The 21,933-nt window shown below is 56.7% G+C and carries 26 protein-coding genes and 2 pseudogenes; 9 read left to right on the forward strand and 19 right to left on the reverse strand.

Features of this window, described 5'->3' with window-relative positions; genetic code table 11:
* Positions 1 to 41: 41 nt before the first annotated feature.
* The 15 genes from C7476_RS15130 to C7476_RS15200 form a co-directional block, all read right to left on the reverse strand.
* Positions 42 to 824: a flagellin N-terminal helical domain-containing protein gene (locus tag C7476_RS15130; protein ID WP_106718358.1), complete on the reverse strand. Its 783-nt coding sequence runs from the start codon at positions 822 to 824 to the stop codon at positions 42 to 44.
* A gap of 184 nt (positions 825 to 1,008) precedes the next feature.
* Positions 1,009 to 1,743: a flagellar type III secretion system pore protein FliP gene (fliP, locus tag C7476_RS15135; protein ID WP_114430751.1), complete on the reverse strand. Its 735-nt coding sequence runs from the start codon at positions 1,741 to 1,743 to the stop codon at positions 1,009 to 1,011.
* Positions 1,740 to 2,219, reverse strand: a complete 480-nt coding sequence (locus C7476_RS15140) for a flagellar basal body-associated FliL family protein (RefSeq protein ID WP_181872460.1) — start codon at positions 2,217 to 2,219, stop codon at positions 1,740 to 1,742. The genes fliP and C7476_RS15140 overlap by 4 nt, the downstream gene beginning before the upstream one ends.
* A gap of 8 nt (positions 2,220 to 2,227) precedes the next feature.
* The gene (gene flgH, locus C7476_RS15145; RefSeq protein ID WP_114430753.1) at positions 2,228 to 2,941 is read right to left on the reverse strand and encodes a flagellar basal body L-ring protein FlgH; all 714 of its coding nucleotides are present in this window, start codon (positions 2,939 to 2,941) and stop codon (positions 2,228 to 2,230) included.
* On the reverse strand, positions 2,938 to 3,465 hold the full coding sequence (locus tag C7476_RS15150) for a MotE family protein (protein WP_342633343.1): 528 nt from the start codon (positions 3,463 to 3,465) through the stop codon (positions 2,938 to 2,940). The genes flgH and C7476_RS15150 overlap by 4 nt, the downstream gene beginning before the upstream one ends.
* Positions 3,462 to 4,703, reverse strand: coding sequence for a flagellar basal body P-ring protein FlgI (locus C7476_RS15155; RefSeq protein ID WP_114430861.1), 1,242 nt, complete (start codon positions 4,701 to 4,703; stop codon positions 3,462 to 3,464). Before C7476_RS15155 ends, C7476_RS15150 begins: the two co-directional genes overlap by 4 nt.
* Positions 4,703 to 5,143, reverse strand: a complete 441-nt coding sequence (flgA, locus tag C7476_RS15160) for a flagellar basal body P-ring formation chaperone FlgA (RefSeq protein ID WP_245426377.1) — start codon at positions 5,141 to 5,143, stop codon at positions 4,703 to 4,705. Before flgA ends, C7476_RS15155 begins: the two co-directional genes overlap by 1 nt.
* Positions 5,144 to 5,192: 49 nt before the next feature.
* Positions 5,193 to 5,981, reverse strand: a complete 789-nt coding sequence (gene flgG, locus C7476_RS15165; protein ID WP_114430755.1) for a flagellar basal-body rod protein FlgG — start codon at positions 5,979 to 5,981, stop codon at positions 5,193 to 5,195.
* Between the two features lie 10 nt (positions 5,982 to 5,991).
* On the reverse strand, positions 5,992 to 6,309 hold the full coding sequence (gene fliE / locus C7476_RS15170; RefSeq protein WP_114430756.1) for a flagellar hook-basal body complex protein FliE: 318 nt from the start codon (positions 6,307 to 6,309) through the stop codon (positions 5,992 to 5,994).
* Positions 6,309 to 6,728 carry a flagellar basal body rod protein FlgC gene (gene flgC, locus C7476_RS15175; RefSeq protein ID WP_114430757.1) on the reverse strand — a complete coding sequence of 140 codons (420 nt, stop codon included), beginning with the start codon at positions 6,726 to 6,728 and terminating at the stop codon, positions 6,309 to 6,311. Before flgC ends, fliE begins: the two co-directional genes overlap by 1 nt.
* A gap of 1 nt (position 6,729) precedes the next feature.
* Positions 6,730 to 7,110 (reverse strand): flagellar basal body rod protein FlgB, encoded by a 381-nt coding sequence (gene flgB, locus C7476_RS15180; RefSeq protein ID WP_114430758.1) that lies wholly within the window; start codon positions 7,108 to 7,110, stop codon positions 6,730 to 6,732.
* Between the two features lie 110 nt (positions 7,111 to 7,220).
* A complete protein-coding gene (locus C7476_RS15185; RefSeq protein ID WP_114430759.1) occupies positions 7,221 to 7,796 on the reverse strand; it encodes a hypothetical protein in 576 nt (191 codons plus the stop codon).
* Complete coding sequence (gene fliI, locus C7476_RS15190; RefSeq protein WP_114430760.1) at positions 7,793 to 9,169, reverse strand: flagellar protein export ATPase FliI; 1,377 nt, start codon at positions 9,167 to 9,169, stop codon at positions 7,793 to 7,795. Before fliI ends, C7476_RS15185 begins: the two co-directional genes overlap by 4 nt.
* 13 nt (positions 9,170 to 9,182) lie before the next feature.
* Positions 9,183 to 9,908 (reverse strand): flagellar basal-body rod protein FlgF, encoded by a 726-nt coding sequence (flgF, locus tag C7476_RS15195; RefSeq protein WP_114430761.1) that lies wholly within the window; start codon positions 9,906 to 9,908, stop codon positions 9,183 to 9,185.
* Positions 9,905 to 10,687, reverse strand: coding sequence for a DUF1217 domain-containing protein (locus C7476_RS15200; protein WP_114430762.1), 783 nt, complete (start codon positions 10,685 to 10,687; stop codon positions 9,905 to 9,907). The genes flgF and C7476_RS15200 overlap by 4 nt, the downstream gene beginning before the upstream one ends.
* Before the next feature lie 152 nt (positions 10,688 to 10,839).
* Between C7476_RS15200 and motA the strand changes: the two genes are divergently transcribed.
* From motA to C7476_RS15235, 7 genes are read left to right on the forward strand one after another with little or no spacing between them, the layout of a single operon-like run.
* Positions 10,840 to 11,721, forward strand: coding sequence for a flagellar motor stator protein MotA (gene motA, locus C7476_RS15205; protein ID WP_114430763.1), 882 nt, complete (start codon positions 10,840 to 10,842; stop codon positions 11,719 to 11,721).
* A 7-nt stretch (positions 11,722 to 11,728) separates the two neighbouring features.
* Positions 11,729 to 12,667, forward strand: coding sequence for a FliM/FliN family flagellar motor switch protein (locus C7476_RS15210; protein ID WP_114430764.1), 939 nt, complete (start codon positions 11,729 to 11,731; stop codon positions 12,665 to 12,667).
* Positions 12,648 to 13,106 carry a BAB2_0123 family type IV secretion system effector gene (locus C7476_RS15215; protein WP_114430765.1) on the forward strand — a complete coding sequence of 153 codons (459 nt, stop codon included), beginning with the start codon at positions 12,648 to 12,650 and terminating at the stop codon, positions 13,104 to 13,106. Before C7476_RS15210 ends, C7476_RS15215 begins: the two co-directional genes overlap by 20 nt.
* 18 nt (positions 13,107 to 13,124) lie before the next feature.
* On the forward strand, positions 13,125 to 13,478 hold the full coding sequence (fliN, locus tag C7476_RS15220; RefSeq protein WP_114430766.1) for a flagellar motor switch protein FliN: 354 nt from the start codon (positions 13,125 to 13,127) through the stop codon (positions 13,476 to 13,478).
* Between the two features lie 37 nt (positions 13,479 to 13,515).
* On the forward strand, positions 13,516 to 14,544 hold the full coding sequence (locus C7476_RS15225; RefSeq protein WP_114430767.1) for a flagellar motor switch protein FliG: 1,029 nt from the start codon (positions 13,516 to 13,518) through the stop codon (positions 14,542 to 14,544).
* Between the two features lie 17 nt (positions 14,545 to 14,561).
* Entirely contained in the window at positions 14,562 to 15,626 is a 1,065-nt protein-coding gene (locus C7476_RS15230; protein WP_114430768.1) for an EscU/YscU/HrcU family type III secretion system export apparatus switch protein, read from the forward strand.
* A 26-nt stretch (positions 15,627 to 15,652) separates the two neighbouring features.
* Positions 15,653 to 16,084 carry a hypothetical protein gene (locus C7476_RS15235; RefSeq protein WP_114430769.1) on the forward strand — a complete coding sequence of 144 codons (432 nt, stop codon included), beginning with the start codon at positions 15,653 to 15,655 and terminating at the stop codon, positions 16,082 to 16,084.
* A 3-nt stretch (positions 16,085 to 16,087) separates the two neighbouring features.
* On the opposite strand, the gene C7476_RS15240 is transcribed toward C7476_RS15235, so the two are convergent.
* Entirely contained in the window at positions 16,088 to 16,879 is a 792-nt protein-coding gene (locus C7476_RS15240; RefSeq protein WP_114430770.1) for a helix-turn-helix transcriptional regulator, read from the reverse strand.
* 308 nt (positions 16,880 to 17,187) lie between these two features.
* Here C7476_RS15240 and C7476_RS15245 point away from each other — a divergent pair, with 308 nt between their 5' ends.
* Positions 17,188 to 18,342, forward strand: a complete 1,155-nt coding sequence (locus tag C7476_RS15245) for a DUF3095 domain-containing protein (protein ID WP_114430771.1) — start codon at positions 17,188 to 17,190, stop codon at positions 18,340 to 18,342.
* 449 nt (positions 18,343 to 18,791) lie between these two features.
* Here the strand turns inward: C7476_RS15245 and C7476_RS15250 are convergent, their stop codons facing one another.
* Positions 18,792 to 19,547 (reverse strand): SDR family NAD(P)-dependent oxidoreductase, encoded by a 756-nt coding sequence (locus C7476_RS15250; RefSeq protein ID WP_114430772.1) that lies wholly within the window; start codon positions 19,545 to 19,547, stop codon positions 18,792 to 18,794.
* Positions 19,548 to 19,748: 201 nt separating this feature from the next.
* On the opposite strand from C7476_RS15250, the gene C7476_RS15255 reads away from it, so the two are divergent.
* On the forward strand, positions 19,749 to 20,621 hold the full coding sequence (locus C7476_RS15255; protein ID WP_342633344.1) for an AraC family transcriptional regulator: 873 nt from the start codon (positions 19,749 to 19,751) through the stop codon (positions 20,619 to 20,621).
* A gap of 52 nt (positions 20,622 to 20,673) precedes the next feature.
* Here C7476_RS15255 and C7476_RS29400 read toward each other — a convergent pair.
* Both C7476_RS29400 and C7476_RS29405 read right to left on the reverse strand, forming a co-directional pair.
* Positions 20,674 to 20,909 (reverse strand): annotated as a pseudogene (locus tag C7476_RS29400) (transposase); the annotation flags it as partial.
* A gap of 176 nt (positions 20,910 to 21,085) precedes the next feature.
* A pseudogene (locus C7476_RS29405) lies at positions 21,086 to 21,867 on the reverse strand (IS5 family transposase).
* Between the last annotated feature and the right edge of the window lie 66 nt (positions 21,868 to 21,933).

Genomic DNA, 21,933 nt, shown 5'->3' on the forward strand with positions numbered 1-21,933 from the left:
CGCGAAGCGTGGCCCAAATCTAGTCAGAAGAATTATCGTTATTAGCCGCGGAACAGCGACAGGATGCTCTGGTTGCTGGAGTTGGCAATCGAAAGAGCCTGGATACCCAGCTGCTGCTGAACCTGAAGAGCCGACAAACGTGCCGATTCCGCGTTCATGTCAGCGTCTACGAGCTGGCCAACGCCGCGATCGATTGCGTCCATCAGGTTGCCTGTGAACGTCTGCTGTGTATCAATACGAGTCTTGGCAGAGCCAAGGGCGGCAGCGGCAGCCTTCATGGCGTTGACGGCTGTTTCAACGGTTGAGGACGATGTTGCAGCGGTCAATGCGGCTTCAAGGTCATAGGCCGCGACGCTCATCGTTGTTACGCCGGTACCGGATGTGTAGCCGGTCACGATGTTCTGTGCCGCACCACCAGTCTCCAGAAGATTTACCCCCTGGAATGTTGCACCCTGCGCCATCTCGACGATCTGGGCCTTCATTTCAGCGATATCGGCATCGATGATGGTGCCGTCGGTACCAGGCGTTTCCTTGGCAACATATTTCGCCTGAATCTTGCTGGCGAGGTCAATAGCACTGGTCAATGCGGTGTAAGCGGTGTCAACGATCGACGCGCCGAGACCAAGACCGTCCTTGACTGCCGAAAGAGCGGAATTCTGCGTGCGCATGCCGGTGGCGATTGACCAGTAGGCAGCATTGTCAGAAGCGGTAGAAACGCGCTGACCGGTAGCGATACGGTCCTGCGTGGTAGCAAGGTTCTTGTTGGTTGTGTTGAGTGTCTGCAGCGCAGTCATTGCTGATGCGTTTGTAAGAATGCTGGTCATAGGATGAAGCCCCTGATGATATCTTGGATCGGGACATATCGGATTTTACCGATTTGACGGAGCGGCATGATGCCTATTGTCTCAATGACAACCCGTCATGGCGTGATGAGTACGACATAAGCATTACAGTTTCAATAACACAGAGCGTTAATTTTTTCTTCTCGTTAAAGAGCTGGAAAACCTTTCAGGAAAATGACCGTATGAGGCTGCCGACGAGAATATTCCAGCCGTCGATCAGCACAAAAAACAGGATCTTGAACGGCAGCGACAACACTGTTGGCGGCAGCATCATCATGCCCATTGACATTGTCAGCGTCGCAACGATGAGATCGATCACCAGAAAGGGCAGTACGATCAAAAAACCGATCTCGAAGCCGCGGCGCAGTTCGGAGATCATGAAGGCGGGAATAAGGATGCGCATGTCGACTACGTCATTAGCTTTGGTGCGAAATGACTCGTCCGCCAGATCCTCGAAAAGCCGCAGATCCTTGTCGCGCACCTGTCGCAGCATGAACTCGCGGAACGGGGTGGCGATCTCGTTGATAGCCACTTGCTGTGTAATTTGGTTGTTGACCAGCGGCTGGACGCCATTTTGCCAGGCCCGATCAAAGACAGGCGCCATGACATAGAACGTCATGAACAAGGCAAGGCTGATCATCACCAGATTGGCCGGCGTCGTCTGCAGGCCAAGACCGGAGCGCAGCATCGAAAAGGCAATGGCGAAGCGGGTAAAGCTGGTCACCATGATCAACAGGCCCGGCGCGATGGACAGCACCGTCAGCGCCGCCAGCATCTGTATGATCTGGCCGCTGGTCGATGCACTGCCGGGCGGGAGCAAACCTTCGAGCAGCGAGCTTTGCGCCATCGCGGTCCCGGTGAGAACCAGGAGTAACGCGGGCGTCAGAAAACGTCTTTTCATTCCATCACCAGCGCCCAGATATAGACTTTTTCGATCTTGCCTTCGGAGCGTATCGCCGCGCGCTCCTGCAAATCAGTCCTTAGATACTCGATACCCGCGGGACCGCGCAGTTGCATCAAATTGACCGTTCTCATGAAGGCTGTAAAATCACCGGCGAGCGTGGCGGCAAGCTCGTCCGAAACTTTTTCACCGGGCCGCGCCACGACGCCGGCTTCGAGCCTGATCCACACGTCCTGCGGTATCTTGATGTTGGTGAGTATTGGTTTCAGCGGAACGACGCTGCCCGTGGGAACTTCCGCTGCTGTAGCCTGTTTCGCACCCTCAGTCTTGGCTGCTTCGGCAAGGCCCAAGCCGAGTTGGCCGCCAAGCAACCATCCACCGCCCGCTGCGACAAGCGTCAGCACCGCAACGACACCGATCAGCGCGACAATCGAAGCGCTTTTCGGCGCAGATTGAGTATCTTCAGAAACGCTCATCATCAATCCTAGATCGGCGAGACGGTGTCGAGGATCTGCTGCCCCCAAGGCGGCTGTTGCACTTCGCTCTGGCGTCCGCGTCCTCCATAGAAGATCCGCGCCTCGGCAATCTTGTCGTAGGGAATTCTGTTCAGATTGGTGATGTCGCGGGGGCGGACCACGCCGGCCACATTCAGAACGCGCAACTCGTTGTTGACCCCGATTTCCTGAGAACCCCGGATAACCATGTTGCCGTTCGGCAAAATGGCGGTCACGATCGCTGCGACCTGCAGATTGATCTTTTCCGATCGGTCGATCTTGCCTTCGCCCTTGGACCGGCTATCCGAATTGAGCGCAAGGTTTCCTTCAATATCGCTGGCGGACACCCCGCTACCGCCAATGTCAGCGGACAATCCATAGCCGGAGGATGCGACACGCGACCGGTCAGATTTGTTGTCGAGCTTCGCCTTGTCATCGATCGTGATATCGACCGTCAGCACGTCGCCGGGATTGGTCGCCCTGGGGTCACGGAAGAAGCTGGCCTGACTGTCGCGCCAGAGCGAATATTTTTGCGGCCGCGGTTGCGACGGATAGTAAGCCGGGTCGGCAACATTGAATCCTTGGCCAACGCCTGTTCCGACTGGCGACATTTCGGGCGCGCGGTTGAAGTCGCGAAGGTTGTTCGCGCAGCCTGCAAGAGCCAGAACGCCGGCAAGAGTAATTGATTGTGCCGCTTTTTTCATTGGGCGGTTCTTTCTGCTGGAACAATGCGTGACCCGACGATGACCCGGGCAAGCTTCGATGATTTTTCCGCAGGCATTTCATTCAAGATGACACTGGAGACCCGGGGGTTAAGTTTGAGAAGAAGTGCCGCCGCCGCCTCATCGCCAAGCAGGGCCATCTGCGCTGCTGCCGCATCCGGCCGCATCTTGGAGATGATGCCGACAAGGGAATCTTCGGCCTTGTCGATAAACGCGTCGCGCCGCTTCAGCCAGACTTCATATTCCTTGCGCTTGGCATCAAGCTGCTCGATACGGCTGTCTATGTCGGCGCGCAGCTGTGCCAGTTCGCGTGTCTGCATGGCATAGCGTTCGTCGGCCGCCTTGTCGCTGATGTTGGTGCAATAACGGTCAATCTCTTGTCCACTCTCTTCCTTGACTGCCGGTTCCTGCGAAATGCCATAGGTAACGGGCAGCAACAGAGCCGAAGTGAAGACGAGCGCCGCAACACTTGGCCTGATCGATTTCTTTAGACCTGATACCATCATTGCACCACCAGCTCCGCATGCAAGGCTCCCGCCGTCTTGATACCCTGCAGGATCGCGATAATTCCCTGTGGTTTGACGCCGATCTGGTTCAAGCCTTTAACGAGGCTTTCGAGATCGGTGCCGCCGAGAATGCCGAGCTTCGACGCCTGTGTTGCATCAATGGTCGTGTTGGGTTCGACGGCAGTCACGCCATCGGAAAAAGGCTCGGGCTGGACGATCGTCGGTGTCTCGGTGACGCGCACCGACAAGCTGCCATGGCTGATTGCGACACGCGAGATACGCACCTTTTCACCGATCACCACCGTGCCGGTGCGCTCATCGACCACAACGCGGGCGACCTCGTCAGTCACCACCGGCAGGCCCTCGATTTCGGCGAGGAAGCGCGTTGCGGAAGTATTCTTTGGCCGGCGCAGGCGGATCGACTTGGAGTCGCGTTCTTTGGCAACCGGCTGGTTATAGCGGCGTTTGGCAAAGGCATTGATCGTATCGGTGATGCGTATGGCTGTCGTAAAGTCTGCCTCGCGCAATTCAACCACAAGTTCGTCCTGGCCGAAATTGCCGGTCACTTCTTTTTCGACGAGCGCGCCGTTCGGAATGCGGCCACTGGTCGGAACGCCTTGGGTCAAGGTTTCAGCCTGTCCCGAAGCCACGAAGCCGGAGACGACCATATTGCCCTGTGCAACAGCATAGGTCTGGCCATCGGCCGCCGCCAGCGGCGTCATCACCAATGTTCCGCCGGCAAGCGATGTCGCGTCACCGAGAGAGGAAACCGTAATATCGATGCGTGAGCCGCGTCCGGCAAAGGGTGGCAGGTTGGCGGTGACGATAACCGCTGCGACATTCTTGACGCGCGAGGAGCCCGGAGGCGGGCTGATACCGAGATTGTCGAGCATCGCGCGCAAGGATTGTTCGGTAAAGGGTGCACTGCGCAGGCTGTCGCCCGTCCCATTCAGACCTATGACGAGACCGTAGCCGACGAGCTGATTTTCGCGCACGCCCTGGATGTTGGCGATATCCTTCAGGCGGGCAATCGCGCCGCCTTCCCCCAACGGCGACGCGGCACCGCCCCAGTGCCCGTCATCACCTCTCTGCAGTGCGGCCTGCGCTTCGGCCTTTCGCCACGCAGCCTTGGCTTCGCCAGGTGTGCCATAGAGTTTGGCATTCGCCGACGGCTCAGCTGCCTTCACGACGACCGTACCTGCCAGTATCCCGACGAGGAGAGCGAGGGCAAAACGCATCATTGCATCCCGACCTGGATGCTGCCGTCAGCCAACACAGTGCCGGAGACGATAATGCCGCTGTCCATATTGCGGACCTTGATGAAGTCGCCCGCATGTCCGGCTTCCATCGGCGTGCCTTTGGCGGTGATGACCAATGTACCCGTGCTGTAGACCAGTGCCACAGGTACACCACGCTCGACCAGTTCCGGCTCGTTCAATGCACTGACCAGGATTGGCTGTCCTGGCAGCAGGGTACGGCGTGCCACCTTGCCGGCAAGTTGCTGCGAAGACAGGACATATTGGCCCGCTGCGCTCGCCTTGATGGTAAAATACTTTTCTTGAAGACCGGAACCGCCAATGATCTCGCCCGGATAGATGATCTGCGATGGAACCAGAAACGCTATGCGGTCGGCATAGGCGGCAAATGCCAACGGCCAGACGCAGCTGGCCATAGCCATGATGCGAATGATATTTTTAGCCGAGTAAATTGCCACCTTCATGATTGTCCTAGCGCAGGTTCTTGGAAACGACCTGAGCCATTTCGTCCGCAGCCTGAATCACCTTCGAATTCATCTCGTAGGCGCGCTGCGCGGTGATCAGATCAGTGATTTCCTTGACCGGATCGACGTTGGAATTCTCGAGATAGGCTTGCTTCAATGTCGCAAATCCAGGATCGCCCGGGACACCGACAACCGCGTCCCCTGACGCATCCGTCTGCTTGTAAAGATTGTCGCCAAGTGGCTCCAACCCGGCTTCATTGGCGAAATTGGCGATCGTCAGCTGGCCGAGATCGACGAGCGCCGTCTGATCAGCCATTTTCGCAAACACCTGGCCCGTATCGGTGATCTTGACCTCGATCGCATCGGTCGGGACAATGATGTTCGGTTCGACCAGATTTCCATCGAGCGTCACCAGCTGGCCGGTACTGTTCGTGTTGAATGCGCCGGCTCGGCTATACAGCGTCTCGCCAGCCGGATTCTGGATCTGGAACCATCCGCGGCCAACCAGCGCCACGTCGAACGGGTTGCCGGTCTGGTTGAGGCTGCCCTGGATATGCAAATTGCGGACAGCCGATGTCTGAACCCCAAGCCCGACCATTGCCCCTTCCGGAATGATGCTTTGGTTCGCCGCATTGGGCACGCCTGCCGTCCGTTCCGCCTGATACAGCAGATCCGAAAATTCGGCCTTGGCGCGCTTGAAGCCCGTTGTGTTGATGTTGGCGATGTTATTGGCAATCACTTCCAGATTGAGCTGCTGGGCATTCATGCCGGTTGCAGCAATAGTAAGCGCTTTCATCGTTGATCCCTTAGATAGGCATGCGGCTGATTTCGAGATAGGCCTGGACGATCTTGTCGCGGATGGCGATGGCCGTTTGCAGCGATTGTTCCGCATCCATGACCGCATTCACGACGTCCCGGGTCGGCACGTCACCTGTCATACTCTTCATCGAAACAGCTTCCGCACCTTCAAGCTTGTTACTGACCGATCCTGCGAGTTGCGACAGAACATTGCCGAATGAAGCCTGGCCGGTGGCCGCAGCGGGGGACGCTGCGCCCTGGGTGACGGTCTGCGCCAAATTCGACAGAGCGTTACGCGTGGAAACACTGAGAAGTTGGTCTATCATCAGGAATTCCTCAAAAGGTCGACAGTCATGGCAATCAGTTCGCGTGCTTGCTTGACCACCTGGAGATTGGCTTCATAGGAGCGATTGGCTTCGCGCATGTCCGCCATTTCAACGACCATGCTGACATTGGGCAATTTCACATAGCCATTGGCATCGGCTGCCGGATGGCTCGGGTCATATTCTTCGGTAAAGGCGGAGGTATCCTTGCCGACTTCGGCGATGCGCACCGTTTCGACACCCGTGGCGCGATCAAGCTCTGTCGCAAAGGAAACCGTCTTGCGCCGGTACGGGTCGCTGCCGGCGGACTTGCCCGTCGACTGTGCATTGGCGAGGTTTTCCGAAACAATGCGCAGGCGCGTCGATTGCGCCGACAGACCGGATGCGGCGACTTTGAGAGCGGCTTGCAATGGATCGGACATCTTAGCTCTTTACCGCTGACAGCATCATGCGGTGAAACGCTTTGACGATGCTGGTGTTGAGAGAAAACTGACGGTTGATCTCGCCGGATTTCACCATTTCCTCCTCGAGGCTGACCGTATTTTTGGAATGATTCTGGTCGGTCACCGCATCCTGGCGCAGCGCTGTCGCGCTGATGCCGGACGCATCGATCTCCAGATGTTTGGGATTGGTCGCGGCCATGGTCAGCTGCGTTTGTTCCAGCACGTCCTTGAACGGCTCGACATCGCGTGCCTTGAAACCCGGCGTATTTGCATTGGCCACATTTCCGGAGATCGCCGCCTGCCTCACCGCGAGCCATTCGGCCTGACGTGATGCCAGCTCGAACAGATGGATGCCCTGCATGTCTTCCTCGCACGTCTGACCCGGTTAATCTTGCCTTAACCTATGCTTTCAAACTTGCGTGAGACTTGCGGCCCTGATCCGTCAGCAACTTATGTTCAAAACGAAGTTCCCTAGTTGGTACGGCTGATCACATCGCCCTCAGATGTCTTGATCTGCCAACTGTCCTTGCCAACACCGCGTTCGATAGCAACGAGCTTGCTTCCATCCGGAAGCGTTGCGCCTTTTTCGACGAACCAGTAGCCGCTATCATCTTCGATCATAACCAGTCCGCCAACGATCTCACGTAACAAAAAAACCGGTTGGCCGGGAAAGGGCTGCTTGCTGGCCTCATCGACGCTGGCCACCCTGTCTTCCTTCAGATCCGCTGTCGTGGCGGTTGTCATCGGATCAAGTTCCGCGCTCGGTTTGCCCGGCGAAGCTCCATTTCTGCCATGGGTCTCGCGTACGACCTTCTGATTGCTCCGGTTGAGCGGATCATTGACCTTTTTGCCTGAGGACATGGGTGTCGATTGCGCATCCAGAATGTCGTAGTACATGACGAAGGGCAGCACGAAACTGCCGACCGCCAGCATGAACCCGACGCTCTTCAGATAACCGTCGAAGCGTTTATCGCGCGGACGACCTACCCTGAGCTCTGCACCAGCGGTCTCTGTGGTTTTCCCGGGCAAAGCTTGTTGTTTCGTCATGATGGCTCCTTTGGTCGCAGCGATACCGCAAGGTCGTTATAAGGATCCTGCGAGAGTGGCGAGGCCGGCGTTTGCTGCATGGCGTCATAGATGAGGGGGACAAGATTGACCGCCTGGTCGATAAGTGGATCACTGCCCGCCTGATACGCGCCGATCATGCGCAGATCACGCGTTTCCTCGTAGCGCGCGACAAGGCCGCGCAGACTGGTCACCAGTTTCCGTTGTTCTGTTGTCCAGTTATGCTGGGCAAGGCGAGAGATGGAACCGAGAATATCGACTGCAGGGAACCGTCCCTGCGCCGCGATGCTGCGATCAAGAACAATGTGGCCATCCAGCGTGCCGCGAATGGCATCGGCGATCGGATCATTGTGGTCATCGCCGTCGACAAGAACCGCATAGATGCCGGTAATTGTGCCACCGCTTTTAAGGCCAGGGCCGGCGCGTTCGAGCAGGCGCGGCAGCTGACTGAAGACGCTTGGTGGATAACCGCGCGATACCGGTGGTTCGCCCGCCGCGATGGCGATTTCGCGCGCCGCATGGGCGAAGCGCGTGATGGAATCAACAATCAGCAGGACATTCTCGCCGCGATCCCGGAAGTATTCGGCAATCGCCGTCGCCGTATTGGGCGCAAGCCGGCGCATCATCGGGCTTTCGTCGCCCGTGGCGATGACGGCGATGGTCTTTTCAAGCTTCCCGGCCATCGTATCCTCAAGCATGTCCCGTACTTCACGCCCGCGCTCGCCGGTCAGAGCCAGCACGACCGTATCGAAGTCGGTGGCTTTGGTCATCATGGCGAGCAATGTGGATTTGCCAACGCCAGATCCGGCGAAAACGCCCATGCGCTGGCCAAAGCACAGCGGTAGGAAGACATCGACCGCATTGACGCCGGTGCGCAGCCCCGTTTCCACCCGGCCGCGAGTCATCGCGGACGGTGCCGGACAATCCACCGGTTTCGGGACGGTTCCCGCCGATAACGGTCCCTTGCTGTCGAGCGGATATCCCAGAGCACTGATCACCCTGCCCTTCCAGTCGGGTGCAGGGGCGATGCGGAACGGTCCTTCCGGAAAGACCGGTGTTCCAAGCGATGGCATGATGCGGTCGTCGAATGGCTTGATCAGGACCCTTGTCTGTTCGAGCCGGACGACCTCGGCCGGGTGGAGCTGGCTATCGGAGCGGATTGCCACGATGTCGCCGAGTTGAACCTGGTCCGATATCCCACGAACCCCGATGGCGGAGCGCGATACCTCATTGACATAGCCACCGACAACAACCGGATTTCGCTCCTGGACGATCTGCGACACGATCCTTGCCAGCGTATCAAGACTGCCCGTCCGTTGGCATATCGTCGGCAAGGCTGCTTCAAGCGACTGCATGGTCAAACGGCGATCATGTCTTCGATCCGAGCGTCTTTATGGCTTCGGAGAACGTGTTTTCGCTGCCGCGAAGCAATGCGTCAACCCGTTCGAAAGCGCGTGATACGCTCATCAACCGCGTCATTTCGCTGATGGCGTCCACATTCGAGCCTTCGATCGAACCCTGAATTACACCGGCATTGGGATTGTCGATGGCAGGCTGAGCCGCCATGCTCGGAATGACCGAGGAATTGTCGAAATAGGTGAGTTTGGCGTTCGGGCTGATGGTAAAAAGACCGATCGCGCCCAGTTGCCTGCCGTCTTGATAGACCGCGCCATCCGACGAAATATCAGGCGGTCCACCATTTGGATCGATCGTCAAGGGCTGCCCACCGGCGTCGAGAATTGGATAGCCCTTGACGGAGAGGAGTTCGCCCGTCGTCGACATCTGCATACGGCCATCGCGCGTATAGACCTGACCGGCGGGTGACTGAAGGGAGAACCAGACGTCGCCCTTCGCCGCCACGTCCAGCGGATTGCCCGTCTGGGAAATCGGACCGGCTTCGGTCTTGATGTAGCTTTCGCCGGCCGTGACGAAACTTGAGTTTTCCGCGGCTTTCGACACCATTGCCTCGAACTTCATGCCTGTGGCACGAAAGCCAGGCGTCGACATGTTGGCGACATTGTGAGCCAGCGCATCGAGCCGGCGCTCCAGCGAGATTTGTGCCGAAAGCCCGACATAGATCGAATTTTCCATCAACGACCACCGAGCTTGAAGGATTGCAGGGTCGCAAGAATGCTTGCCGAAATCCCGATGGTGGCGGTTCCTCCGGGGAGCAAGGATGGCGCGCTCGCAGCAGTGGAAGGATTGCTCATCTCGTACATGGCCGTGAACCGCGTCAACAGCTTGTCGAGTTTGGCGGGGTCCTTGAGATCCTTCAGATCAAGTTTGTCCTCGACCAGTTTGGCCTGTCGGTCGATGTCGAGATTGGACATCTGCGCCGGCATGTTGAAGGTCGCCTGAAAAACCTGCAGCAGTGCCTTGTCGCCAAGGATCTCGAAAGCATTGGTAATGGTCGGCGCCTTGCGCGCGAAATACAGGGCCAGCCGCACGCCCTCATTCTGCTGGCCCGTCTCGACCTCCAGCGTCTGGCGCACATATTTGTCGACGATGGGTTGCTTCACTCCAGGCTGGGCAGTTGCCTTGTCGCCAAGCTTGACGAAATTGAATGTCGTCGCAAGTTCCTTATAACGGGGATCGGTAAGCTTGTTGGCGAAACTGTCGGGATTGTCTATGCCTTCGGTGAGCACCTTGCGGATAAAGGCCTTGGCATAGGCCATATCCTCAAGGCCGAACGCCTTCAATGCATAGTTGTACAGTTTCGTATCTTTCATGAAATCGTCGATGGATTTCACATTGCCTATGTTTTTGAGATAATAATCGCTCTCACGCTGAACGATCGGCTCCTTGGAGACGCGAGCGAGCGAGCGCGGCAAGTCGGCGGCAATCAGCCTGTAGCCCGTCATCGTATTGATCATGATGCGCCTTTCCTGAAAAACGTTTGGCTCATATGTGTCAAATCAAGCTTGCCTGAAGCTGGCGGTGCCTCACGGGGGGCTTCCATCTCCTGCAAGGTTCACGCAAGCCGACGCTGCTAGCGCTCTATCGATAAACGTGGCAGGAGAGTGTCTTGGGTATTCTTGTTGGACTCGTCGTGACGATGGGATGTCTTCTCGGCGGATTTATCGCCATGGGCGGCCACGTTGCCGTGCTCATACAACCTTGGGAATTCGTCATCATCGGTGGCTCTGCGCTCGGCACCTTCCTGGTGGCCAATCCGTTTTCGGCGGTCAAGGATACGGGACGGGCCTGTATGGAAGCCTTTACCAACAAGATTCCCAAGCAGCGGGACTATCTCGATGTGCTCGGGGTCCTTTACGCCCTGATGCGGGAATTGCGTGCCAAGTCGCGCAATGAAGTTGAGGTTCACATTGACAACCCAACGGAATCGACAATTTTCCAAACCTTTCCGAGCGTGCTCAAGAACCACGATCTGACCCATTTCATCTGCGATTATTGCCGTCTCATCATCATCGGCAATGCGCGCTCGCATGAGATCGAAGCCTTGATGGACGAAGAGATCCACACCATCTCCCGTGACAAGCTCAAGCCCTACAATGCCATGGTCAGCGTCTCCGAAGGCCTTCCGGCACTCGGCATCGTCGCGGCGGTACTCGGTGTGATCAAGGCCATGGGTGCGCTGAACGAGTCGCCGGAGGTGCTCGGCCATTTGATAGGCGCGGCACTCGTTGGAACCTTCGCCGGTATTTTTCTTTCCTATGGCGTCGTCGGCCCGATTGCCACCAAGATCAAGACAACGCGTGAGAAGCAAAACCGCCTCTACATGATCGTCAAGCAGACATTGCTTGCCTATATGAATGGCGCACTGCCCCAGATTGCGCTGGAATACGGCCGCAAGACCATTTCCGCCTATGATCGCCCGTCCATCGATGTCGTCGAACAGGAAACGCTGACACCATCGGCTCCTGCCCCGTTGCAGCAAGCGGCGTAAGACAATCATGGAGGTCGAAGCCGAACAGAAACGACCCGACGCACTCGCAGAGAACATTCTGCGGGCTGCAGGCCTTTCGGTCGATGACCTTAAATCGCTGGAAGCCGTCTTCCGCGATCTTGCTGGCTCATTCGGTTCGAGGGTCGCAGCCCAGACAGATGTCGCGATAGGAGCAGAATTCATCCGCATTGAATCGCTTGAGAAGGATGCGATCGGCGAGAATCTCCTTAAAGCCAGCCTTGTCGGTCTGGTGCCGGTTGCCAAGTGGGGATCACGGCTGATGCTCGCTGCCGACCGCAACTTTATCGATTGCGGTGTTGAGGCGCTATTCGGTTCGGGCGCAAGTCACGACACTGGCGCTGCGGCGCGGCCGCTGACCTCCGTCGACCTTGGCATCGCCGCACGGATATTTGGCGATGTTACCGCTTCGCTCGATCATATTTTCTCGGCCGGCGGAGAGGCGCTTTTCCAGATCGGCGACCTCGTCGAGGCTGCGCATCTGGCACCAGCTACGGTCACGGAAACACGCATGATCTGTTGCACGATCGCGTTGAAGGCTAGCGGGCGCTCGGGTCAGATCCTGATCCTTTTGCCGCGGTCCAGTTTCAAGCCAATGCAGGAAGCAATTGCCCGGTTGCTTCGGCAGCCGGCACATCATTCCGATCCTGCATGGGCCAAGAAACTGCGGCTCGAAGTCAGCCGCGCCCGCATCGATGTTGAAGCCTATCTGCAGCAAGGCTCGATGACGCTTGAACAAATCGCTCTGTTGCGGCCGGGTCAGGTGCTGCATTTGCCCAAGGACGCCATCGATCAGGTCCGTCTGCGCAGCGGCAAACAGGCGCTTTACAAATGTCGGCTTGGCAAGGCGGGCAGCGCATTCACCGTGCGGATCACCGATTCCGTCAATGAAGAAGAGGATCTCCTCGATGAGCTTGCCGCTGATTAATTTTATTTCGATCGCGCTGACGGCGGTGTCCCTCGTCGTCTTCTTTGCGGCGCTGCGCAAGGCCAAGCGCCTTACAGCCATGAGCCGCATCATGGCACATCAGGTCGCCAGCTCTGCCGCCAATCTGCAGCAGGCACTGGCGATCCTGCAGGCCGAGCGCGAAAGCTGCCGCGATGAAAGCGTCCGGCTTGAGGCCAGGCTGAAAGATTCCGATCGTGTGCGTTCCGAAATCACCCGCGCCATCGACCTTGTCGAACGTGCAAAAAATGATCTCAAGGACAATGTCAGGGTGATGCCGGCATCTGTCCAGCAAGCAGATACTGCTCCGGCAACACCCGCGTTTATCGCAAAGGCTGCGCCTGTCGCCCCCGCAAAGATCCTCCCCGTATTCGTCAACCGCGTCGTGCGCAGCGCCGATGTGGCAAGCGCCGTCCTCTAACTCCGGGCTTTCCAAATCATGACCATTTCCGACAAGACCACCATTGAAGACGAACTCAACGAAGCGATCGAAGATTTGAAGCGTGATGATCCGCAGCCGAACCGCAAATCGGGGGGCACGAAGCCCAACATCGATCTCATCATGGGCATCCCGGTGGATGTCCAGGTCGTCCTCGGCAGTACATCGATGCCCGTCGCCAATCTCATGAAGCTGGGCCGCGGCGCCGTTGTCACCCTGGACAAGCAGATCGGCGATCCGGTCGATATCGTCGTCAATGGCAGGGTTATCGCCCGCGGCGAAGTAATCGTTCTTGAAGACGATTCCTCCCGCTTCGGTGTCAGCCTCACCGAGGTTATCGGCAGCGGCATCTGATCCCAATCCACACCACAACTCTTAGAAGCCGGGCCGCATGAGCGATCAAGAAATACCTCAAAGTTCAAGCGCCATCATGGATCTGTCAGGTCCGGAAAAGGTGGCGGCATTGCTCGTTGCCATCGGGCGACCATCCGCATCGCGGCTGCTCAAGCATTTCACCGCCGATGATCTGCGTTCGCTTGCCGGCCATGCGCGCAAGCTCGAACCGATCACGCCGGGTGATTTCGAAGAGCTGGTCAAGCAGTTCGAAAACGCCTTCGCCGATGGCGCGCCGGTATCTGAGGCCGGGATGCGTTTCGAAGGCTTGTTACGTGAAACGCTCTCGGCCGACGAAGCCAGTGCCGTCATCGAGAACCGTCGTCCGGAATTGCTGACGCAGGAGTCGGTGTGGGACCAGTTGCCACGCATTCCATCTGACGTGCTTCACGCCTATCTGACCGCACAACATCCACAGGTCAGCGCCTATGTCATTTCCCGCCTTCCCTCCGATATTGCCGCCAAACTCCTGATCCGTTTTGATGCGGCAGAGCGCAGCGCCCTCATTCAGCGTACCTTGCACATCCGCAAAGTTGGTCCAGCCGTTTCAGCCATGCTGGAGGGCATCCTGCAGCGCGAACTCACCGGCAAGGACAATACAAGTTCCGAAAAGAGCCATCATGGAGCGATCGCCAATATCATCAATCAGTTGGAAAAATCCGAGATCGACGAATTGCTTGCGGGCCTGACCGATCTCGGCGCCGATGATCTTGCCAAGATCAAAGCCAAGCTGTTCACCTTCGAGGATATCCTTCGTATATCGCAGCGTGCCCGGCTTGTTCTTTTCGACGAAATCCAGACCGATGTGGTCACGACAGCGTTGCACGGCTGTGAACCGCAGTTACAGGAACTGATCCTGCAGTCGCTCTCCACCCGCGGGCGGCGCATGGTGGAAACCGAACTTTCCAGCCAGACCAACATCAATGCCAATGCGGTCACAGAAGCACGGCGGGCAATTGCCCGTACGGCGATTGTGCTTGCAGACCGCGGTGACCTCAAACTCGAAGCTGAAGAGCCCGCAGCATGAGGCGAGGTCGCTAGCGGATGTCGGATACGGCCGACAAGGAAAGCAAAACCGAGGAAGCCACTGAGAAAAAAGTCAGTGACGCAATCGAAAAAGGCAATCTGCCTTTCTCCCGGGAAGCACCAATCCTTGCTTCGATCATCGCTTTTCTCATCATCATGGTCTTCGTCGTTGTGCCCAGCGGCGCCAAGCTTGCCTCGTTTCTTTCCGAGCTCTTGGATAAATCCGACGATTGGCGGCTGAGCAGTGCCGATGATGCGCGCCGATTGTTTGGCATTATCGGCTCCGCCGTCGGCTTGGCCCTGCTGCCGATCCTCATTATCGTCCCTGGTGCAGGTATTCTCGCATCCGTCCTGCAAAATGCGCCCCGCATCGTCTTCGATCGCATCCAGCCGGAAGCCTCGCGCGTTTCCATCATCAAGGGCTGGTCGCGCCTTTTCGGTTCAGCAGGCCGCGTCGAGTTCCTCAAATCCACGTTGAAATTTGCCGCCGCGAGCATCATTGTCTTCATGATCTTCTTCAAGGACAGCCATTTTTTTGTCGACGCGATCATCACCGAGCCGGGCCAGTTGCCCGAACTCATCCGCACGCATATTGTGCGCCTCCTTGCCTCCGTAGCGATTGCCGTCACCGTGCTTGCGGCATTCGACCTGGCCTGGACCCGGATACACTGGCGCAGCGAACTTCGCATGACACGCCAGGAAATCAAAGACGAACACAAACAGGCAGAAGGCGACCCACTGCTCAAATCGCGCTTGCGCTCACTTGGCCGTGACCGGGCACGCCAGCGCATGATCGCTTCGGTACCGACTGCCACACTGATCGTCGCAAATCCGACACACTTCTCGGTTGCTCTGCGCTACAATCCTGCCCAAGATGGGGCACCCGTCGTTGTCGCAAAGGGTCAAGATATCATCGCCCTCAAGATCAGGGAGATCGCCGAGGCGCATGACATACCCATATTCGAGAATATCCAATTGGCACGATCACTTTACAAGCAGGTCCAGGTCAATCACGTGATTGCTCCGGAATTTTATAAGGCGGTGGCTGAACTCATTCAATTTGTTAATGGACGCCGTAAATAATCGCGTAAATTCAAGCGGATCAATATATGAAGCGAACACAATATTCCGTTGCCCGCGTCGAGATCATCTCGGCGCATCTGCAGGAGGTCATACACGATCTTTGCCTGGTGGATGTGGCGGACTATATCGCCTTCATTCGTTGCGAACTGTTCGGCAATATTGCCGACATCGTCAATTCTGCGACGGAACTGACCTTTTACCCCAATACGCTGACTTTCGGGCTTGGGGGCGAGTACACACTCGACTGGAATTCAACGCCAAAAGTGATGCTTGATCTGGAATTCAGCAATATGGGCGTGAATGCTTATTTCAGATTGACCCTGTCATCCGATACCACCGGGATCGACTTGCATCACGTTCGATTTTCCGAAACGGGCAAAACTCCGGCCGATAATACGGCTCTGCTCGCGGCAGCGTTCGACAATGCCCGGCTGCCACAGCTCACGGCACCCAGATAAGGTCTAGAATCTGCTGGCAATGGTTGGCATCTCGATGACGCCCAGGGCCAGCGCCGTCGCCACCGTCGATGTGCGATTGGAGCAACCAAGCTTGTTCTTGGCGTTCTGCAGATAGGTCACGACGGTCCAGCGGGCAATGTTGAGAATCTCGCCAATTTCACCGTCGGTTTTGCCGTTGGCGGCCCAGTACAAACAATCCAATTCGCGTTTCGTCAACAGCTTCGCGACGACCGCCGCCAGGCGCGGATTGCGATTGCCATGCAGGACATTGTGCAGGCGCGTCGAAACGGTCGCCAACCTCTTTCGCATCCCGTCCACGAATGCACCTTCATGTGCGCGTTCAATGTCGAAAGTGAAAAGCGTCACTCCGCGAAAGCCATGGGCATTGGAAGCATCGACGGCCAGATAGAGATTACCCAAACCACGCAATTCGCAATCGCGCAGAAACTGCCTCACCTCCGTTGACACTCCATCCTCCGCCGAGAGGTTGCGGATGGTGCCAGGTGCAATTCCGGCCTGTTTGGACGGCTTTATGGCCCGCATGATCGGATCAACCGAGAAGTAGTTCTTGGCTGCATAACGCATCACCCATTTCGTCGGCACAGTGGTGAGCACGGATACATCCGGAGCAGGACCGCGATAGGGGCCAGGCTGATCGCTATGGCCCACATGCGTAATGTGGCGGCAATTCAGTTGCTGCCTGATGCCAACAAGCATTTCAAGGGTGTCATGCTTGACGGTCCCACTTATAAAACCTTCCTCGAAATCCGGAAAATGGGCCAGATTAAAATGCATCGCGGGAGTGAACCATTTCTTCTTGGCAGAATATGCCCGTATCCTCGTTAAAATTTAAAAATTCGAACTGGTTGAAAAGGCACAGAATCAATAACCTGCATATGGTTGCACGAGCTTTGCCCGAGGCACAAGTCGCTGAACTATTGTATTGCCGCTTTGTCACATTTTTACAACGCAACGGCAGTCTGCAGTTGAAAGTCGCGTTTTTCTGCTCCCTCCTTTTCAGGAGGCCGCTTGTTTTTGCCCAAGACATTGCACAATGCAGTTCACCCATCGCTCGCCACTTTGGATTGTGCTAACCGTTATGCATGACTACAGAAACATCGGGCGACTTCTTCGAAACACTCCCTGTCTTCGAACACTTCGAGGGTGTTTCCGACCTCGGCAACTATCAGCCACTCCCGGATGACTGGGTGTTGGCAACGGCCGATATTGTTGATTCGACCCTGGCGATTAAGGCGGGACGCTACAAGGCTGTAAACATGGCCGGCGCGAGTGTCATCTCTGCTCTCCTCAACGTGCTCGACAGGAAAAACTATCCCTTTGTTTTCGGTGGCGATGGGGCATTGGTGGCACTACCCGCATTCACCGTTCCGCTCGCTCGCGAAGCGCTGGCAGCTGTACAATCCTGGGTTGCCGATGAACTACAGTTGAACCTGCGTGCCGCCATTGTCCCCATGCGCGATATCCGGACTGAAGGCCTTGATGTGCGGGTCGCACGTTTCAGGGTCAGCCCCGACGTTTCTTACGCGATGTTTGCCGGAGGTGGGGCGAGTTGGGCGGAAGCGCAGATGAAGAAAGGCGCCTACGCGATCGAACCCGCTCCTTCCGGTACGAGGCCGGACCTGACTGGTCTTTCCTGCCGTTGGAATCCGATTGAGGCACGCAACGGCGAAATCATGTCGATCATCGCAGTGCCGGGGCCATCAGGTGCCAGCAAGGAATTCCAGACACTCGTTAGCGATATCATTGCCGTTACAGCCGAGCAAAACCGCGGCGCCCACCCACTTCCCGCCGAGGGCCCGTCGATAAACTTGTGGATCAAGGGTGTCGATGTGGAAGCGCGCGCCACCGCTCCGGTGGGTAAACGCATTTCCCGCAAATTCGCGATTATCGGACAGATCATCTTAACTTTTCTGCTCGACAGGCTCGGACTGACTGCGGGCGGCTTCGATCCCAAGCGCTACAAAATCGAATTGTCGCAAAATTCCGATTTCCGCAAGTTCGACGACGGCCTCAAGATGACCATCGACATCGACGGTCAGCGTTCGCACCGCATCGAAATGCTGCTCGAAAACGCTGCGAAAGCGGGTATCGTTCAATATGGCTTGCACCGGCAGGATGCCGCGCTGATTACCTGTTTCGTGCCGACGCCCCGCGCCCACGACCACATTCACTTTATCGATGGCGCAATGGGTGGCTATGCAATGGCAGCAAGCAATCTGAAAGCGAAAATGTCTTAGGCCGTGTTGACAAAGTGGTGTCGGGCGCATCTTCCAAATGGGTCTATAAGAAACTGTTGCCTATACGGAATTTAAAAACTATTCGTTTTGCATAATCGAGACGAGTGGCTTACCAGAGAGGCTTGTATGTCGGCGCTGTCCTCTCCTTCGCCGCGTTTATAGCTGCCATTGATTGGTGGCATCGGCGATATCAAAAATTCAAAGCTACACCGGGCGGAGAACGATTCGTCCGCAACGTCAGGCGGGTCCGCCTCGTTCTCACACTTTGCATGACTGGGGCGGGTCTCTGGTGGCTCTGGAACGTAATCGAACTGTAGGACCTGAGCCAGCGGGATAAGCCTTATAATTTATCTGGCATCTTTCCCTTTTGCCGCTGTGCGGCCCGATAACTAGACTTATCGGGCCGGCACTTACAGGAAATGAGTTGCCTTGGACGACAAGTGGTCAGGTCAAATCACCTGACCGCCTGATACCTCGATCCGCTGCGCGGTAACCCATCGATTGTCATGACCTAACAGGCCTGCAACCATCGGCCCGATATCGTCTGGCACCCCCACTCGGCCAAGTGCCGTCATACCTGCGAATTGGGCGTTTACGTCGGCATTGTCCCGGACAAGTCCACCACCGAAATCGGTCTCTATAGCCCCTGGAGCGACGGTGTTTACAGTGATTCCGCGACTGCCCAACTCACGAGCCATATAAACGGTCAGAATCTCAATCGCTCCTTTCGCGGCGGCATATGCAGAAAAACCTGGATAAGAGACCCGGGTCAAGCCGGAGGAGAAATTCACGATCCGACCCCCATCGGCGATAAGAGGCAAAAGAGTCTGTACGAGGAAGAAGACTCCTTTGACATGGACATCGAATAGCCCATCGAACTGGCTCTCGGTGGTCTCGCCGATCATGGCGAATTCGCCATGGCCAGCGTTGTTGATCAGATGATCGAACGTGTCGCGGTCCCAGGTCTGTAGCAGCGCGGCGCGCAAGGTGTCCGCAAAGACGGGGAAGCTGTCGATTCTGGCGATGTCGAGTTGTAGCGCGATCGCCCTGCGACCTAGAGCCTCGATCTCGGCCACCACTTCACGGGCCTGAACGTCGTTGCCGCGATAGGTAATGATTACGTCCCCGCCAAGTCTGGCGATGCTGATGGCCGTGTTTCGTCCGAGGCCGCGGTTTGCGCCTGTTACGAGAGAGATGCTGGTCATAGTAGTTTCCTTTCATCAAAAGTGATGTCGGGAAGATGGAGTAAATGCTGCGTCTCGTGTTGCCCGTTCCTCGCGCTACTTTGCCTGATCCTACAAATGTAGCGTTGACCATACTCGTTGTCGTGCGGAAAACGTCGAATTACCTTGCCTGATGCCAGATATCTCCTTGCCTGAAGCTACGACAAGTTCCATTCTTATGGCATGACAGGAAACCTGCTGGATCTTGTGCGGCGATACGCCGACGCTCATGCCGACCATTTCGGCGCTGCCCCGACTCCCATTCCCGGGATGGCCGCGATACGCGCGATTCAGACAGACGAACTGCAAGTCGCTGTCAACAAACCGCTGGTGGCAATACTGCTGCAAGGCAGGAAACGCGTTTCGATGGGGGCCGACAGTTTCGAATTCGGGCCAGGCGAGTCGCTGTTGATCTCGGCAGACGTTCCCACGGTCAGCCAGATCATACAGGCAAGCCCCGCTGCGCCGTATTATTCGCTGGTGCTTGAACTCGACCCAGCCTTGGTGCGAGAACTTTCAGTCGAGATCGCGGCCATTCCCGATGGGGACGACAGCCCCGTGCGGATCGAACCAACAGATGAAGATGTTTCCGATGCGGCACTGCGCTTGATGCGGCTTTTGGACCGACCCGCAGCGCTGCCAATGCTGGGAAAACAACTTCTTCGCGAAATCCATTTCTGGCTGCTGACAGGTAAGCATGGCACGGCAATTCGCCGTCTCGGCATCACTGACAGCCACGCACAACGCGTCGCGCGCGCCGTCTCAATGATCAGACAGTATTATGCCAGACCTATACGCGTAGAAGAGTTAGCTGCTGCGGCGGGCATGAGTACCTCATCGTTCCACCAACATTTTCGCGAAATCACCACTCTATCGCCATTGCAGTTCCAAAAGCACTTGCGCCTGATCGAGGCGCGCAGACGGATGCTGGCAGATGGCATGAGCATAAGCTCAACGGCGTTTGCCGTTGGTTACGAAAGCGTACAGCAGTTCACCCCGAATATGGCCGTTTGTTTGGTAGCCCCCCAGCACGCGACATGCGGCATACAGAGATGAGCGCGTAGGATTGGCGTGTAAGAGGCGGCAGCGGCAAGAGGTCAGATAGGTCGTGCATCACGGTGCCGGCAATCAACGATGTCTGGCGGCCGCAAGCTGAACATTCCCACAGCCACGGCCGCGACTCGAGACGCCATCCCTTCCTGTGGGTGCAACGCGGGCATTCGAATCCCTCTGGCCAGCGTTTCTTGAACAGATACTTGCGCAGTCGTCCGAGAAGTCAGCCATGAACTTCTGGATCGAGGGAGGTCGGTCGTGCCTCCAGCGCGTAGGGAATAGACCCTTCATGGCGCGCCAAATACCGGCAGCAGGCCATACAACCTGAGCAACCGGGATAAGCGTTATAATAAACCCAATGTTTCGAAAATATACATATATTCCAACCGTCTTATGCTGCTGATGATCCTACTTATAGCTATAATGACGGCAAGAACATTGGATATAGTTTATGGGGCAATCGGGAGTTAGCGTAGCATTACAAAATATGGGAGCCAAATCTTTGCGGCGGCTAGGGCAAGGAAAGCGCCAAACGAGCGTCTGGTTTTGTCGTATCGAGTTGCGATCCGGCGAAACTGTTTTAGCCTGTTGAACATGCGCTCGATACGATTGCGGTCCTTGTAAGCTCTGAAATCGCAGACGGGCGGATTTTTCCGATTGGCCTTTGGAGGAATGACAGGCCAAATGCCTTGGATGAGCAGTTTCTCGCGCACCCCATCTGCATCATAGCCCTTGTCGGCGAGGAACAGCTTGGGTCTGTTGACTGGCATTGCCAGCAGATCGGGAACCGCGGTGTAATCAGAGACTTGTCCGCCCGTCAGGACAAAGCCAAGAGGGCGGCCCTGACCGTCTGTGCGGGCGTGGATTTTGCACGTAAAGCCGCCACGTGATTGACCAAAAGCCTCCTTATGAGTCCCCCTTTAGCACCAGCAGCCTGTGAATGGCCCCGGACCGTGGTGCTGTCGATCATATGCTGCCAGTCGTCGGCCGCCCCAAGTTCGACAAGGGTCTCGAGCAATGCTTCCCAGACGCCTTGCTCTGCCCAGCGCCGGAAGCGGACATAGACGGAGTTCCATTTGCCATAGCGTTCATGCATGTCGCGCCAAGGGCAGCCAACACGCAGGACGTGCAGCATCCCGTTCAGAAAGCGCCGATTATCCTGGGCTGGACGGGACTTCCTCCCACGCTCTGCAGGCAGAAGCGTTTCAATAATCCGCCACTCGGCATCTGTCAGGTCTCCGCGAGCCAAAGCTACCTCCTAAAAGGCAGCCTTGAATCATACCGAAGCTGATTTGGGAATCCACTTTGTCAACAC

The sequence above is a fragment of the Phyllobacterium bourgognense genome, from assembly GCF_003337575.1.
Lineage (GTDB): Bacteria > Pseudomonadota > Alphaproteobacteria > Rhizobiales > Rhizobiaceae > Phyllobacterium > Phyllobacterium bourgognense.